Origin of the sequence: Flavobacterium aquatile LMG 4008 = ATCC 11947 (assembly GCF_000757385.1) — a bacterium.
GTDB lineage: Bacteria > Bacteroidota > Bacteroidia > Flavobacteriales > Flavobacteriaceae > Flavobacterium > Flavobacterium aquatile.
Genome location: NZ_JRHH01000001.1, coordinates 488276 through 503033, shown reverse-complemented (window position 1 = coordinate 503033; position 14758 = coordinate 488276). Strand labels below are relative to the sequence as shown.

Here is a 14758-nt window from a genome sequence, read left to right as displayed (position 1 = left end):
TCATTTTTGATATAGAAAACCATCTGTTAAGTCCGATGGTTTTTTTTTGCAATAAAGTTTTTTTATCTAACTTTTATTTGTACATTTATTAAAATTGTCAGAAAAATGATATCAGAAAAACTACAAAAAGGACAACTGCTTATAGCCGAACCTTCTATAATAGGAGACTTATCATTCAATAGATCAGTTATATTATTGGCAGATCATACTGATGAAGGATCAGTAGGATTCATTTTAAACAAACCACTAGATTACACCATAAATGACTTACTTCCAGAGATTGAAGCCTCATTTAAAATCTACAATGGCGGTCCAGTAGAACAAGATAATTTATATTTTATTCACACAATTCCAGAACTTATTACCGATAGCATAGAAATCTCAAATGGTATTTTTTGGGGTGGCGATTTTGAACTTACTAAGAGTTTAATAAATGAAGGAAAAATCAGTAAAGAAAATATTCGTTTCTTTCTTGGTTATACTGGCTGGGATGCTAATCAATTGGAGACTGAACTTCAAGCAAATTCGTGGATTATAACTTCTAACAACCATCAGTCTGCTATTTTAAGTAAATCATCCAATCAATTCTGGAAAGAAAAAATTATGGAACTAGGTGGCGAATACATAATTTGGTCTAATGCTCCTGAAAATCCAATTTTAAATTAAAGAATTTAAACTTGTAAGAATTTCCTTAGATAAATCACTTTTATAATCTTTCTTCCTGTATTTTGTTATTGGTTGAATACCTGAAATTACATTTGTAATAAATAATTCATTTGCTTTTTGCAAATCAAATGGCGAGATTACATCTTCAATTACTTCTATCGCTTCTATTTTTTTTGCTATTTGAAGTACTTGCTTTCTCATAATTCCGTTTAAGGAACCTTCGCTAATTGGTGGTGTTATTAGTTTGGTTCCCATCATCATAAAAAGATTTCCGTTTAATGCTTCGACTACATTTTTATCGTTATTTAAAAGAATACAATTTTGCAAATCGTTTTCCTCTGCAAAGATACTACCAGTAATATTGATCATTTTATTGGTAGTTTTGATAGTTGAAAGTAATTGTTTAGAAATAAAAAAATCTTTGTACAAATCAACTTCATAATTTGCATCCGAAAAAGAATACAACTTATTTTCTAAATGAAAAACCTGAATTTGAAAAGAAACCGAGTTGTTATTTGGCAAATAAAATCCGCCATCATTTCTAAAAACAGTAAATCGAACTCTCGCAGAATTTTCACAATTTTGAGCTTTCGCCAAATTAAGAATTTGAGTTTCCAAATATTCCAGAGTGAAATTGTTAGGAATTTTCATTCTGACGATTCGCATAGAAGCCATTAGTCGAAAATAGTGATCTTCTAGATAAAGAATTTTGTTGTTTACAATTTTCAAAGTTTCAAAAACACCATCTCCATAAAGAAACGCACGGTTTGAATTGGATAAATTATTGTCTGAAGGAAGGATTTCTCCGTTGTAATTAATCATAAAAAAGTCCCGATTTTTAGCGGGACAAATATAACTTTAATAAATGGAATTTATACAGAACCAATCACGTGTTTTAAATCGGATACTTGATTTTCCCATAATTGTTTTGATTCGTCAATTTCGTCTTCTTCGGCAAAATCGACCACCATTAAGGAAACATCTTTAGTTATTTCATCTTCAAGAATTCGAAGTTCAAAATAATACTCGGTATCTTTTTTATTGTCGTCAATCCATTTAAACTTAACTTTCTCTCCACTCTTTTTGGATGCAAGACGTGCATTTTCTTCTCCATCATTCCATTCGAAAGTAAAAAACTCACCACGAGAGTTCACAGTATCAGCAAACCATTCTTGTAAACCAGAAGGTGTTGAAATGTATTGATACAATAATTGAGGTGATGAATTTATAGGAAATTCAATTTCGTAACGGATTTTTGAAGTCATAATCTAATTTTTGCGAAATATATAATTTTTATTTAAAAAAGCAGTAAATAAAAAAAATATTTTTTTTCAAATTTATATTTGCAAGGTTTGATATTAGTCTTATATTTGCACCCGCGTTCAAGGACGCCCAACTAAATGGCGAGGTAGCTCAGTTGGTTAGAGCGCAGGATTCATAACCCTGAGGTCGGGAGTTCAAATCTCCCTCTCGCTACTTAAAAATAAAGGGCTGTAGAATTTTCTACAGCCCTTTTTAATTTCTTGCTAAAACAATACTAAAACATTTGTTAAGTATTTGATATTATTTTTAAAATACTTTTCTTACTAATTACATAGATTTTTTCCCAATAAATATAGAAATACCATTACTTTATGTATTGAAGTATACTTATATTTGCTCTTCATTTTTTAAAGGTTGAACAAAATGGCTGATGATTACAAAGACGAATATCTTCCGCGCTTAGAAAAAAGCTTGTTGTATATTACATTATTAGAGAAGACTAATCCAAAGGACAAAGAAGTTCAGGCTCTTGTAGACTCTGCTGTTTCTTATTCATTCCAAAGAACAAAAACAATTTTAAAACATATGGGAGAGTATACCCTCCATGATGGTGACCACTTATTTCGTGTGCTCAACATCATGGAAAGATTACTCGGTTCTGCTGTAATAAAGAATCTTTCTGCTCCTGAACTTATGCTTTTAATTCTTACCGCATTCTTCCACGACATTGGAATGTGTCCTGACGAAGCCGAAGTAATTGCATGGAAAAAAGTTTGGGATACTGAACCTCAGCTTATTAATAATTTTGAGGAGTCTGCATACGAGGATTTCAGAAGATTTTATGCTTCCCGTCCAGACCAAAACGATATTATTTCCAAACTTATCTCGCAAGGAAAAACGACACAGGCAGACACAATCAAAGGTTACCTCATCAGTGATTATATAAGACAAACTCACGCAGAACGAGCACGCAATATCATTGAGAAAGACTGGAACGGAAAGATAATTTTTCGTGATTGTGATTTAACTGTGGAACTTGCCCAACTTTGCCTAAGCCACAATGAAGACGCTTTGAAATTGATTGACTTTGATAAAAACTACCTTTGTGCAGTAGACACTGTAGCTTGTTTACCTTTGGTAGGAGTAATCCTTCGATTAGCTGATATTTTGGATTTTGACTCAAAAAGAACACCGTCTATTCTTTACTCACATTTATACGTTCGCCACCCTGTTAGTCTTCTTGAATGGAATAAGCACCGTGCAGTAGAAGCTTGGGAGATTAATCCCGAACTTATACAGTTTAGTGCAAGATGCACTCATCCAGCTATAGAAGCTTCCATTCATGAATTTTGTAATTTTATCGATCATGAATTAACTATTTGTAATAATATTATTACAAATTTAAATGATTTTAATATAACTAAAGGGAGAAATATCTCTCTAAAATTCCCCTTCAAAGTTGACCGCGACAAAATCCAGACAAAAAAGAACATTAAAAATGAACCATTATATATTTATCGCGATACACAATTTAACCTTAGTAAAAGGCAAGTTATAGACCTTCTAATGGGTACAAAACTTTACGGCAACCCACAAGTTGCCTTAAGAGAGCTTCTACAAAATTCAATTGACGCATGCCTCTTAAGAGAAGCACAGGAAAGAAAGTGGAATAATTTATATGTCCCAGAGATTACTGTAAAATATTACGTTGAAGGCGAGAATACAATTTTAGAAGTGTCAGATAATGGCACTGGAATGGATCAATATATAATTGACAACTATTATTCAAAAGTTGGCTCATCCTTCTATAAATCAACTGACTTTTACAATTTAAAATCTGAATCTAACGCTGATTTCACACCTACTTCTCGCTTTGGTATTGGCATTCTTTCTTGTTTTATGGTTGCAGATACATTGATTGTCGATACAAAAAGAGTTTATGCACCACATACTTCAAGTGACGCGATAAATATCACGGTCGAAGGACAAGAAAGTATCTTTTGGATACAAAAAGGAAACCGTGAGACTCCTGGAACAACAACAAAATTAATATTACGAAAAAACAGAAATCCATGGGAGAATCTTTCCGAAACAGGTTTTATAAAGTCAGTAGAAAGTGTAATTCCTAACCCTCCCTTTAAGATTCACATAGAGACTTCGACAAACTCAAGCATAAGAGACGAAAACAGTTTCAAAGACATTACTGCAATATCACTTAAAGACTATTCTTGGAATGCACATGATAATATCAGAACTTTTGAAATTTCACTTGAAAATAAATCTATAGGAATAATTGGGTCAGTCATTGCAGCAGTATTGGAAAGCCATGGACTACCTGTAGAACAAATTGACCTAAACTTAAAACAAATCGAAATAGAGGGCGAAACCTATAATCTTCAAAAAAGCATTAAAATAGAAGAAAATGCAATTAAGGAATCTGGAACTTCAATTAGTATTAATGACAATGGAGAAATAAGCCAAGATAGTTCTTCAAGTGAATATACAAGATCTCGTTCTCGTCTTTCTCTTCATGGAATAGAAGTACCTGCATCCCTTTTCCCCCCTTCGTACGCAATGAAGCACAATCAGGTAAAACTATCATGGCCCTTTCCTCTCATTTTAGTAATTGATATTTGCGGTGTACGTGACTTAGATATGAACTCACCTCGGACAGAGATAATAATGAGTGAAAAATGGCTCAATTTTGAGGAAGAGCTAGCCTATCTAGTCTGTGACCAAATTGCGAATTCTGTAAGTGAAGAATATTGGATTAAATTGAAAGAGATTTTTTCAAATCAATCGAAAAATGAAATATTTTTAAGAGGACTTAATAAAGTAGAGAGATTTTAAAAGTTATTAAAAAAAAATGTCTTAATAATCCTTTTTATTAAGATTAAATTGTTTAACAGTAAGCTTTGAATTATTTAGACCCACAAGCGAATTGCTTGTGGGTCTTTCTTTTTAGAAGGACATAATCATTTTTTTTAGAAAGGGCAATCGAGGTTCTTAAGTCTTCCCTCGTCAGCCATTGACGCATATCCGTCTTGCGTAACGACGATATGGTCAAGAATAGAAATATCAAATAATTTTGCCGCTTCAACAAACTTTTTAGTCAGTTTCAGGTCACTATCGCTAAATTGCTTGTTTCCTGATGGGTGATTATGCGACAAAATAATTCCGCTTGCTCTTGCTTTTAGTGCCGTTGCAAACAGAATTTTTGCATCAACCATGCATTCAGAAATACCACCTGTTGCAATTGTCGAGACACCCAAACAACTATTTTTGCGGTCAAGAAGCAAAACTCTGAACTGTTCTTGCAATTCTAGCTTACCATCGTCCCACGTATCGTAAAGAAGTTTAAAGGCATCATTGGAAGTCGTTATTTTCATTCTCTCGGATGGCTTGACTTGGCTTTTATAAACCAGTTCAACTTCCGCAACACGTAAAAAATCCGCTCTTAAATGAGACATTCATTTTCCTTTCAATGTTAAAGAGATTATTTTTAGTGTTTTTTCTTACACTTTTGGTTTATCCATGTGCCAAGCGTTAACGTCTTTATGTGGTGAGTAGCTTTTATTCATGGCTTGAAAAGTCAGAATACCTTCCTTTTCAGCAAGCTCTTTCAAAGCCTGCGTTGCCAATAATCCTGCCGTATCATTGTCGAGCCATGTATAAAGGCTTCGGTAATGATAGTTTTTGATATACGGGAATGCTTGAGGCAGGCAGCTCACAGAATTAAGAATGATAGCATCGCCGACAAATTGCTGTCCCTTTTGTTCAGACACGGCAGAAAGAAAATCCATGATGCCTTCAAAGACATGGATTTCAACGGCCGGTATTTGCTTACCTCTGATAAAAGAAATACTTTTCGACCCGATGCAGCCCTTAAAGACTTTGTTTCGGACTTCGTAGCCCTCACTTACCGTCTGCCAGCCGATAGCATGAAACTTTTTGCCCGTGTTGTTGTTATTGACGACAACTTCTTTTAGGTACTTCTTGGCAAGAGCCAAAGAGATACGTCTTGATTCAAGGTAGTTAATCAGTCCGTTATGCTCCAACTCGAAAACCGTGCTTAAAGTCAGGGTTGCTTTTGTTTCTTTTGGCTTATCTCTTGGTACGTATAAAATCGACACAGGGGAAAGCATCATATTATTGACCCAACGCAAGGCATCGGCAGGCGTGTAGTCTTCGCTTTGGCTTTGCAAATAAGATTGAGCGAAGTTAATAACGTCCCCGCCTCGGTCAGAGCCGAAGTCGTACCAAACGTTTTTGATTGTATTGATGTGGAAACTGGCGGTTTTCTCTTCTCGGAATGGCGAGAGATACCAAAGGTCATTGCCTTTGTCCTTAACTGGTACACAACCGATTTTTTGCAGGATTTCGGGCAAAGAAAGAGCGTTGGCTTGTTCTATGTTCATAGAGACACCTCATTTTTGTTCGTTGATTTAGGAAGATTTTATAAAGCAGAAACCCGTTTAAGGAGTCATCTGCTCTAAAAGGAAAGCATCAAGCACCGATTTGCGGTAGCGGACTGCTCGCCCTATCTTGATGGGCTTTAAGTCATGTCGCTTATTGCAATCCCAAACTGCCAAAGTACCCGCTTTAAAGCTGATATAGTTTGCAGCCTGTTTGCGATCGAGCAAAGGATCTTCGTTAAGGTTCTTATCTTTGATTGGCATTTTTAACCCCTGTTAAATTAACCACTATTAGTAGTTGTCACTCCCCAAGCAGCAACCGTAACCTTAATATAACGCGATATTTGAAATGCCAATGACCTTTTTTGCTTTATATGAAACAATCAATATCGATTAATGACCCAACATAAATTTAGAGAATTTTATTTCAATTCTACTTCTAGTTGTTTAATAAAATTTCGCATTAATACTGCTATAAAAAAACTATAAAGAAAAAAGACTTCTTCTTTATATATGCAGGACGTTTTTTTCTATGTACCATCCCGAAAAAAGATTGACGACATATACTGATATTCACTAAAGTATTTTCAAGTAAATGAGAAAATCAGGGTACTTACTGGGGTATCTCGAAAAAACAGTTCAGAAGTAACTAAACTTTTCAAAGTAGTTACTTTCTGAATTTAGCAGTGACTCCGGGCACCACCCACTCATTTACCCACATTAAGCGTTGTATATAAAGTCATTTACTTTCAATGACTTCACCGTTTCGTGTTTCAATAATAATGTGCCTTGATTTACCGACCCCAACGAAAAACGGGGGTACAAATCGGGGTACTTTAAAATGGGAGAATGAGCCATGAAACTGTCTGATTTTGTCTGCAAAAAATCCACGCCAGAAACCAAGCCTTATAAATTATTTGACGGTGGCGGTTTGTACCTACACATCACCCCCAAAGGCGGAAAACTTTGGAGATTAAGATATAGGTACAATAATAAGGAAAAGCTTCTTGCGCTCGGCAGTTATCCGCTAATTTCCTTGTCTGAAGCACGAAAAAAAGCCTTTGAAGCTAAAGAACAATTGGAGCAAAACGTTGACCCTCTAGCCTCTAGGCAAGAGGCAAAACGCAAGGCGGTTTTAGAAGCGGTTTCTACTTTTAAAGCAGTGGCTTTAGAGTGGTATGAGTTGCATGCTCACGAGTGGAGCAAAAAACATGCTGAAAATGTATTAATTCGTTTGGAGAATAATATTTTTCCGCACTTTGGTAATAGACCAATCTCCACTTTAGAAGCACCAGACTTGCTACTTGCTTTGAAAAAAATCGAACAACGTGATGCCTTGTACACAGTTGGACGTGTTCGCCAAATCTGTGGTCAAATTTTTCGCTATGGGATTCAGACAGGGAAATGCAAGCATAATCCAGCACCTCATTTGTACGGGGCATTTAAAACAAGGAAAACTAAGCATTTTGATGCAATCGAGCCGCACGAATTGCCTGAACTGCTGAAAGCTATTGCGGATGATACAAAATTATATCCTCGAACAATTAGAGCCATACGGCTTTCCTTACTGACCTTTGTGCGACCGAATGAACTGCGTGAAGCTGTCTGGAGTGAAATAAACTTTGAGAGAAATGAATGGCGAATCCCTGCCGTACGGATGAAATCAAGAAAAGACCATATTGTCCCCTTATCAACCCAAGCAGTTTCCATTTTAAAGGAACAGCAACAAGAAACGGGACACTACAATACACCATATATTTTTCCAGGATTTTTCCAGCCACGAAAGCATATGAGTGACAACACTGTACGCGTAGCCCTTCACAATTTAGGTTTTAGAAACCGTATGACTCCACACGGCTTTCGTGCTTTAGCCCGCACTACAATTCGAGAGGAACTAGAGTATGAACCTGATGTAATCGAAGCTCAATTAGCGCATAAGCCTTCTGGACCGCTTGGCGCAGCATATGATCGCTCTAAATTCATTAAGCAACGTGTCAGAATGATGCAGGATTGGGCTGATTATTTAGACCGTGTCTGTATCAAAAGTGGTTAACTTTCATATCTACTTTTAATCACTCACTCGATGGGAGTACTGGCGCAAGTTGATAAAAGCCGTCCGGCAGTCAATCACGCTGCCCGCTCCATTCGCTACGCTCCCGTGTTGGTGGTGACTTTTGTCCTATGGCTTTTCTACTTTTTTGCCCCGTCCTCCACGGTGGAGGCATTAAACAAAAGGAGTTAAATTATGAAAGACACAATCACAAAAACAGACCTCGCACAATTTACAGGCACAGAAAACTGGTATCGCCACCCGATTGCAAGAACCGTACTTTATACCGATGGTATTCAATACCTTGCCGAAAAAGCAGGCGCATACTGGCTTATCGACGAAATCGCTTTTAATCAAATTAAGCCAAATATCAAGAAAGAAGAATTTCAGACTTGGACGTTACGTGTTGACCTAGAAAAAAGCACCGCAGCTCTGACTTGCGATGATGGTAACAACAACATCGTTTTTAGTAAAAAGATAGAATATACAGATTTCCCACTTCAAGAAATCCGCATCTTTTTTGTAAATAACGTCATTCTGCTACCTAGTGAGTATTAATCAAAAAAATAAGCCGCCCCGATAGGGGCGGCTTATAATAACCTAACTCAAAATTAAGGTTATTGGGTGGTATTTGGATTATTAACTCGGTTTTACTTCCTCAACTCATAGTATTTTTCAAAACCAATCTCTGTTAAATATTCAGGCAAGCTGGGCTTAGTTTTAACAGATGAAACGATTTCGAGTTTGTCGCCCTCTAATTTTCCAATTGTGGTTCTATAAACCATTTCTTTTTTTGGTTGTTCAACAAATTCAATTTCAACAATGTTAGGAATATCTCTCTCTTTCACATTTACCATTTTGCTCTCCGTAATATATTGATATCGTTTTTCACTTGCACTCAAGAAATATTCTATACGAAATGACGCAAGTTTTTCATGGTTTGGAATTTCATCAAATGGGATTTCAATTGAGTTGTCTTGATTGAAGCTCATTATTTTTTCAATATCATCTATTTTAATTTCAGCATAAAAATCATACATATATACAATTTTAATACTTCTGTTTTTTAATGTAGATTTTTTGTCAGTTGCGAATTTTAATAAATACTTTTTGGTCGAGTCTTTAGCAAAAGTTAATCTTGTATCATTTTCAGTTACTTGATATTCGCTTAAAAAAGTATAAATATTCTTTTCCTTTTTCCACTTCCCTTTGATTTCATTCCAAGTATAACAACTTAAATGCGGTCGGCTGTAAAAACTGAAAGTTGAATCCTGAGAAATAGTTAAATCACAAAATGAACGTTCGTTTGAGAACTCATCAAAATTTTTATTAGAATATGCTTTTGCGTTATTTTCAAAAACAATTGGCTTTTCCTGAGCAAAAAGAAACTGTGTCGATAGGATTAAAAAAAATATTTTGAAATTCATATTTTATAAATCTATGGTTTATTAATAAATAATCCTTTCAAAGCCTTAGTTTCATAAACAAAAAAAAATTACTTATGTTTCCACTGCTATTGATTATAGCTCTTACACCGTCAATAATTTTTTGAGCAGGAACAGCAATCGAGGAAATTACAATAAATAGAAAACTTAGTAACTTCACATTACTTACTAAATATCAGCATTATCGTTAAATATATAAACGGAAAACATAAAAGAAAGAAATTTAAATAATTTATCCTTCTGTTATGTAGCATATTATTAATGCCTATTAATGAAGCTACAAAGCTTAAAAATAAAAAGCCATAAATAAAAACCGCTTTTAACTTTCGACCTATAGTGTAATCAGGAATAAAAGTTACAATCAGGTAGACTGTAAAAAATAGTAACGTGAAAATTATAAATCTATGTTTGTGAAATTTTATTCTGGATCGCATCCTCTTACTTTTTGATTAAAATATTGGTAATAATACCCGCAAGGGAATCTGTTTTAATGTATACAATTGTATTACCATCATCTAAAAAATCTATTTTAGTTACTTCTGATAATGGTTCTTGTTTAACTTCTTTCACTTTAGTAGGAGAGCAAGCCGCAACAACAAAACTTAATATAATTATTACTTTTATCATTTTTTTGTTCTATATTAAGTGGCATTGGTATGTGCCCCAAAAGAAAACAACTTGAATTAGTTTATATTAAACAACTTGAACAAAACAGTTTCTCTATTTTCTTTTTTAATCAGTTCTTCAATGGCGGTAAAATTTTGAGTTTCATAACCTTTATCTTTGTATTTTACCTTCAGTTCAGCAATTTCATTTAATGAAAACTCTTTTCCCTTAAAGTAATTATCCAAGGAAACTCTATAAAATTCATTACCTGATGTTGGATCTTTTATTTTATAGAAATCTTTATAAACACTATCAAGAAATTTATCTGAATCATTGTCCTTCATCTTTAACATGACAATCCCTTTAAAAAGCTTAAATGCAGGATCATCAGAGGCTGAAACCAAAACATTTATTGTTTTGATAGCATCATCAAATCTTTTAATTTCAGTGAGAAACTTAGCTTTCGTGAATTTATAGTTATTATTTTCAGGATCACAGTCTATAGCTTTATCTAAATATACTAGTGCACTATCGCTTTCTTCTTGCACATATTTCTCATTATACTTCTTAAAGAACTTCTTACAGTCTGGATTTTCCGTTGCAGACCTTACAACATTATTAGGAATAGGATTGATACTTTTTTTGTCATTACAATTCAGAAAAAGCAAAGACATGAATATAAGCGTAAATTTTGTTATCATTAGTTTCCAGTTTTAAATTGTTCTTCGTCACCAGTTTGTTGATTCACAGTATTAGCATAAGTTTTAAATGATAAGTTCAATCCCGTTGACACCCCTGATGAAGTATTTGTTAAATTCTTGTAGGTAGATAAGCTTACATTCATGGTGGCGTCACTCGTAGCATGAAATGGAGCATTACTTAACATTTGTCCTTTAAAATCCTGAAAAGGAGAACTTTTTGACGTAAAGTTAAATCCTGATGGTGTCCACTCTTTTATTCCAAAAAAACCGCTTACACCCTCTATCTGTGTTCCTGGAGCAAATGTCGAAGTGCTAACTCTAGCGTCCACATTTATTCCGCTAATTTCGGTTTTTCCACTTATCAATCCACCTCCTGAATCAGTATTTTTTAGAGAAAAATCATAAGTTACTTGTGCATTATTATTGAATATAACAGGAGCAAGAGCAAAACCTGCCTTTCCTGCACCATTTTCACCGTCAAAAGCTGTACCGCTCACCGTTGTCCAACTAGTATTTTGGCTACCTGTAGGAACATTTAGGCTTGTTTTTACCTGATTTAGATTTGCTCCTACATTTGTCCATTTACCTCCATTTGTATCTGTAAATCCTTTTGAAGTATTATCAAACCAAACTACTCGACCTTGCTGATTTTTAAACCAATCCACCGGAGCTTGTCCGTCTGGATCAACAAATTTCATTGGGTTATCAAAACACATATTGTAAGGTGACCAATCTGCAAACTCTTCGCTTTTTGGGTCAGGTGAAAGCCAACGACTTGCTATATCTCCGATAGGTCTGGAGTATTCATCACTCAATACATCAGGCTCAACTGAGCCAACGATTTCTTTTCTATCAACGTGAAATCTAACTGACCCTATCGTAACAATACTGTCTAAATCGTGAACCTCAAGGTATTTCCCTTTGCTCAATGTTGCGACTTTGCCTTTATAGCCAAATTGTTTAAACGGATTTCCAGCCTGAATATTTTTCTCCCTACGCTCTTTTTCTTCTTTAGATAATTTTTCCTGTGCCGACAGACCCACAAATGATAAAAGGCAGAATGCTAAAAAATAAAATCTTCTCATAAATTATTTTTTGTTAAAGTTAGTCAATTTTTTGTTTTCGTATTTTTCTCTTTCTGTTTTTAAAGAAACGAGCCAATTTAAATACATTTCTTCGGGCATATAGCGATATCCTAATTTATGGATATGAGAGTATTCTACCTCAAGCTTTTTAAAATCTTGCTTTGCCTTATCAATATTAGTCTCTTTTTCAATCTGCTTTTTATGGATTTCCGCTCTCATAATTAATGCAGAAGTTAGATTTGGGAATACGCTCAAAGCAGTTTGAGAGCAATTCAAAAGGAAAGAGCCGTCATTATTTGGAAACGTCTTTTGATAAGCATCCGCCAAATCCATCATGACGAGCGCAATGCTTTCTTTATTATTCAAAGCTTTCATATAAACACCGTTCTTAATGGCATCCACATGAATAAATCCAGAAGCCATCAACCAAGCATCATTCGGGAATATTCCGCTTGTGAGTTCCGTATTGTACCAACCGTTTTTCTTGTTTTGGTGCTTGATATAAATATGGTTAGGCGCAAGTGCCAAATTTGCAGTTGTCCCCAGTTCCTCACAAAGAATTTTGTATAAATAAGGTAATGAATGACAATTCCCTTTTCTTGTCGTCAGAAGCTTTGAAATAAACATATTCGATAGTTCTTGATTGCCGAAAACATCGTCAAAATCATATCGAAAGGGAATATATCTATATTCTTGGTCTTTAATGATGATAGGAATGCTATCGCACATGACTTGATAAACAGAAGCCCATTTATTTACATCAGGTTTATCACTCTCCACATACGCCAAAAACCGCCCATTTATTAATAAACTACATAATTCTTTTAAAACCTTAATCTGACCATTAACTGCTAATGAATCAAGCTTCCCATTCAAATAAGCATTCTCTACAGAAAAAACAGCTTTCTTAAAACTGTAATGACTTTCATTGACGAGCATATCATTTAAGGTCAGCAAACTTTTCTCAAAAAGTGCTTCCTGATTTTGCGCCTTTACCGATAATGAAACGGTAAATAATAGAACTCCTAAAATATAATTTTTTATCACCCTTTAATTGTAGATTTTTTATTAGATAATGCTTTTTTAAGCTGTTTTGTTAATTCCTCGTTTTTCTGCTTTTGATTTTCCTTGTTCATCGATTGCAACCATTCTTGATAAGCCTCTTCTGGCATATCTTCATATCCCAATTGATCTATAAAACTATATTGGCTTTTAACCTTTTCTATCATGTCTATCGCCTGTGGATATTTTTCGAGAGGTCTGTTTCCAATTTGTCGCAAAACAAAGTCCATCCGCGCACTATCAAGATTGGCTTTAATCATATTTGCACGAACACTGTTCGGCGATAGTTCAAGAGCCTTGTCGATTACCGTTTTGACAAATTCGTCATATCCGAATTTATGAATATACCCATCTGCCAAATCTGTCAAAAGCCCAGAGAGCATTTCTTTTTTGGTCAGGTTCTCCATATAGATTTTATTCTGCAATGCTTCCGATTTAATATATCCCGATTGAGAGATGTACGAGTCCGTCGATAGCATCCCGTTCGTGAGTTCGATATTGTACCATTTGCCTTTATCGTCTGGAAAACGGATATATGAATGATTTGGCGACAGTGCCAAATAAGCTTCCGCTTTGATTTCATCCGCTAAAATCAAATAGAGTAGCGGCATCGAATGACATTGTCCTGTCTTGGTGGCAAGCAGTTTGGAGACAAACATTTTGGCATAATTTTTAATGCCTCTATAGTCGTCAAAATCATACTTAAAAGGCAGATGCTTTTGATTGGTGGATTTAAGCTGTAGGGTTTCCGAGAAGAATTGAAACAGCATAAAATTTTTGGCGGCATTGCTATTTTGGTCATAGCCTTGCTCTTTCATTTTCGCATGGATAAAATCCCCGCTTTGCGTAATGATTTTATCAAATTCAGCTTTATCAAGTGTATTCCCGAAATAAGCGTTTTCGACAAGGAAGTTATTTTCTTTAAGCGAAAAAGTTGTATCGAGCAGGATTATTTTTTTAAAGGCTTCATAATAAAATTGTGTCCCTTCAAATTTGGAATAAGTCTGCAACGTATAACGTACCGCACCTCTTAGCTCCTCAATATCTGTCCTTGCTTCTTTCATTGCAGTTTCTTGTAGCTTTTGGTTTTGCTCGACTTCCAACATAATATTTCTATTCTGTTGTTGTTGACGATTTAGGTCTGGATTGAATGAAGACGGCGTAACGGGTATTTGATTTCTGTTATTGCTTTGATTGACAACACCATTATTGGCATAATTAGGAAATGGGTTAATCGATGGAGCTTGTGGGTTTGGTACTTGAGAATAGAGCGCAGGACTATAAAGCGACACCACCAAGATGCACGCCGAAACGCCCCTTACCATCCAATCCTTAAACAACACCATAACAAGAGATTAGTATTACAAAGAAATAAAAATAATTCTCATAACGAGAATTATTTTTATCCTTTTATTTGTGGATTTAACACTTTTACAAAACAACAAAAAGAAAACGATTTGGAAGT

The 14758-nt window shown here is 34.9% G+C and carries 15 protein-coding genes and 1 tRNA gene; 5 read left to right on the top strand and 11 right to left on the bottom strand.

Going from position 1 to position 14758, the window contains the following annotated elements; all coding sequences use genetic code 11:
- Positions 1 to 105 precede the first annotated feature (105 nt).
- A complete protein-coding gene (locus LG45_RS02210) occupies positions 106 to 666 on the top strand; it encodes a YqgE/AlgH family protein (protein ID WP_035123964.1) in 561 nt (186 codons plus the stop codon).
- On the opposite strand, the gene LG45_RS02205 is transcribed toward LG45_RS02210, so the two are convergent.
- Positions 658 to 1488 carry an aminotransferase class IV gene (locus LG45_RS02205; protein ID WP_035123962.1) on the bottom strand — a complete coding sequence of 277 codons (831 nt, stop codon included), beginning with the start codon at positions 1486 to 1488 and terminating at the stop codon, positions 658 to 660. The two genes, LG45_RS02210 and LG45_RS02205, sit on opposite strands and share 9 nt — an antisense overlap.
- 50 nt (positions 1489 to 1538) lie before the next feature.
- Positions 1539 to 1931 carry an START-like domain-containing protein gene (locus LG45_RS02200; protein WP_035123960.1) on the bottom strand — a complete coding sequence of 131 codons (393 nt, stop codon included), beginning with the start codon at positions 1929 to 1931 and terminating at the stop codon, positions 1539 to 1541.
- Positions 1932 to 2068: 137 nt separating this feature from the next.
- Here LG45_RS02200 and LG45_RS02195 point away from each other — a divergent pair.
- Together LG45_RS02195 and LG45_RS02190 are read left to right on the top strand one after the other, a co-directional pair.
- Positions 2069 to 2142: transfer RNA gene (locus LG45_RS02195), tRNA-Met, on the top strand.
- A 210-nt stretch (positions 2143 to 2352) separates the two neighbouring features.
- On the top strand, positions 2353 to 4779 hold the full coding sequence (locus LG45_RS02190) for an HD domain-containing protein (RefSeq protein WP_052087453.1): 2427 nt from the start codon (positions 2353 to 2355) through the stop codon (positions 4777 to 4779).
- 134 nt (positions 4780 to 4913) lie between these two features.
- On the opposite strand, the gene LG45_RS02185 is transcribed toward LG45_RS02190, so the two are convergent.
- The 3 genes from LG45_RS02185 to LG45_RS02175 are packed head-to-tail and all read right to left on the bottom strand — an operon-like array spanning position 4914 to position 6608.
- Positions 4914 to 5399 (bottom strand): JAB domain-containing protein, encoded by a 486-nt coding sequence (locus LG45_RS02185; RefSeq protein WP_035123958.1) that lies wholly within the window; start codon positions 5397 to 5399, stop codon positions 4914 to 4916.
- Between the two features lie 45 nt (positions 5400 to 5444).
- On the bottom strand, positions 5445 to 6347 hold the full coding sequence (locus tag LG45_RS02180; protein WP_035123956.1) for a toprim domain-containing protein: 903 nt from the start codon (positions 6345 to 6347) through the stop codon (positions 5445 to 5447).
- Between the two features lie 57 nt (positions 6348 to 6404).
- Positions 6405 to 6608, bottom strand: a complete 204-nt coding sequence (locus tag LG45_RS02175; protein WP_035123954.1) for a helix-turn-helix transcriptional regulator — start codon at positions 6606 to 6608, stop codon at positions 6405 to 6407.
- A 592-nt stretch (positions 6609 to 7200) separates the two neighbouring features.
- Between LG45_RS02175 and LG45_RS02170 the strand changes: the two genes are divergently transcribed.
- Both LG45_RS02170 and LG45_RS02165 read left to right on the top strand, forming a co-directional pair.
- Positions 7201 to 8397, top strand: a complete 1197-nt coding sequence (locus tag LG45_RS02170) for a tyrosine-type recombinase/integrase (protein WP_035123952.1) — start codon at positions 7201 to 7203, stop codon at positions 8395 to 8397.
- Between the two features lie 192 nt (positions 8398 to 8589).
- Positions 8590 to 8952 carry a DUF6876 family protein gene (locus LG45_RS02165; protein WP_035123950.1) on the top strand — a complete coding sequence of 121 codons (363 nt, stop codon included), beginning with the start codon at positions 8590 to 8592 and terminating at the stop codon, positions 8950 to 8952.
- A 92-nt stretch (positions 8953 to 9044) separates the two neighbouring features.
- On the opposite strand, the gene LG45_RS02160 is transcribed toward LG45_RS02165, so the two are convergent.
- The 6 genes from LG45_RS02160 to LG45_RS02135 all read right to left on the bottom strand — a co-directional run bounded on the left by LG45_RS02160 (position 9045) and on the right by LG45_RS02135 (position 14639).
- The gene (locus LG45_RS02160; protein ID WP_035123948.1) at positions 9045 to 9821 is read right to left on the bottom strand and encodes a hypothetical protein; all 777 of its coding nucleotides are present in this window, start codon (positions 9819 to 9821) and stop codon (positions 9045 to 9047) included.
- A 456-nt stretch (positions 9822 to 10277) separates the two neighbouring features.
- A complete protein-coding gene (locus tag LG45_RS02155; RefSeq protein ID WP_035123946.1) occupies positions 10278 to 10466 on the bottom strand; it encodes a hypothetical protein in 189 nt (62 codons plus the stop codon).
- A gap of 56 nt (positions 10467 to 10522) precedes the next feature.
- Complete coding sequence (locus LG45_RS02150) at positions 10523 to 11146, bottom strand: tetratricopeptide repeat protein (protein ID WP_035123944.1); 624 nt, start codon at positions 11144 to 11146, stop codon at positions 10523 to 10525.
- Complete coding sequence (locus LG45_RS15980) at positions 11146 to 12231, bottom strand: RHS repeat-associated core domain-containing protein (RefSeq protein ID WP_131494631.1); 1086 nt, start codon at positions 12229 to 12231, stop codon at positions 11146 to 11148. Before LG45_RS15980 ends, LG45_RS02150 begins: the two co-directional genes overlap by 1 nt.
- A 3-nt stretch (positions 12232 to 12234) precedes the next feature.
- On the bottom strand, positions 12235 to 13278 hold the full coding sequence (locus LG45_RS02140) for a hypothetical protein (RefSeq protein WP_240471795.1): 1044 nt from the start codon (positions 13276 to 13278) through the stop codon (positions 12235 to 12237).
- A complete protein-coding gene (locus LG45_RS02135; protein WP_035123942.1) occupies positions 13275 to 14639 on the bottom strand; it encodes a hypothetical protein in 1365 nt (454 codons plus the stop codon). The genes LG45_RS02140 and LG45_RS02135 overlap by 4 nt, the downstream gene beginning before the upstream one ends.
- Positions 14640 to 14758 lie beyond the last annotated feature (119 nt).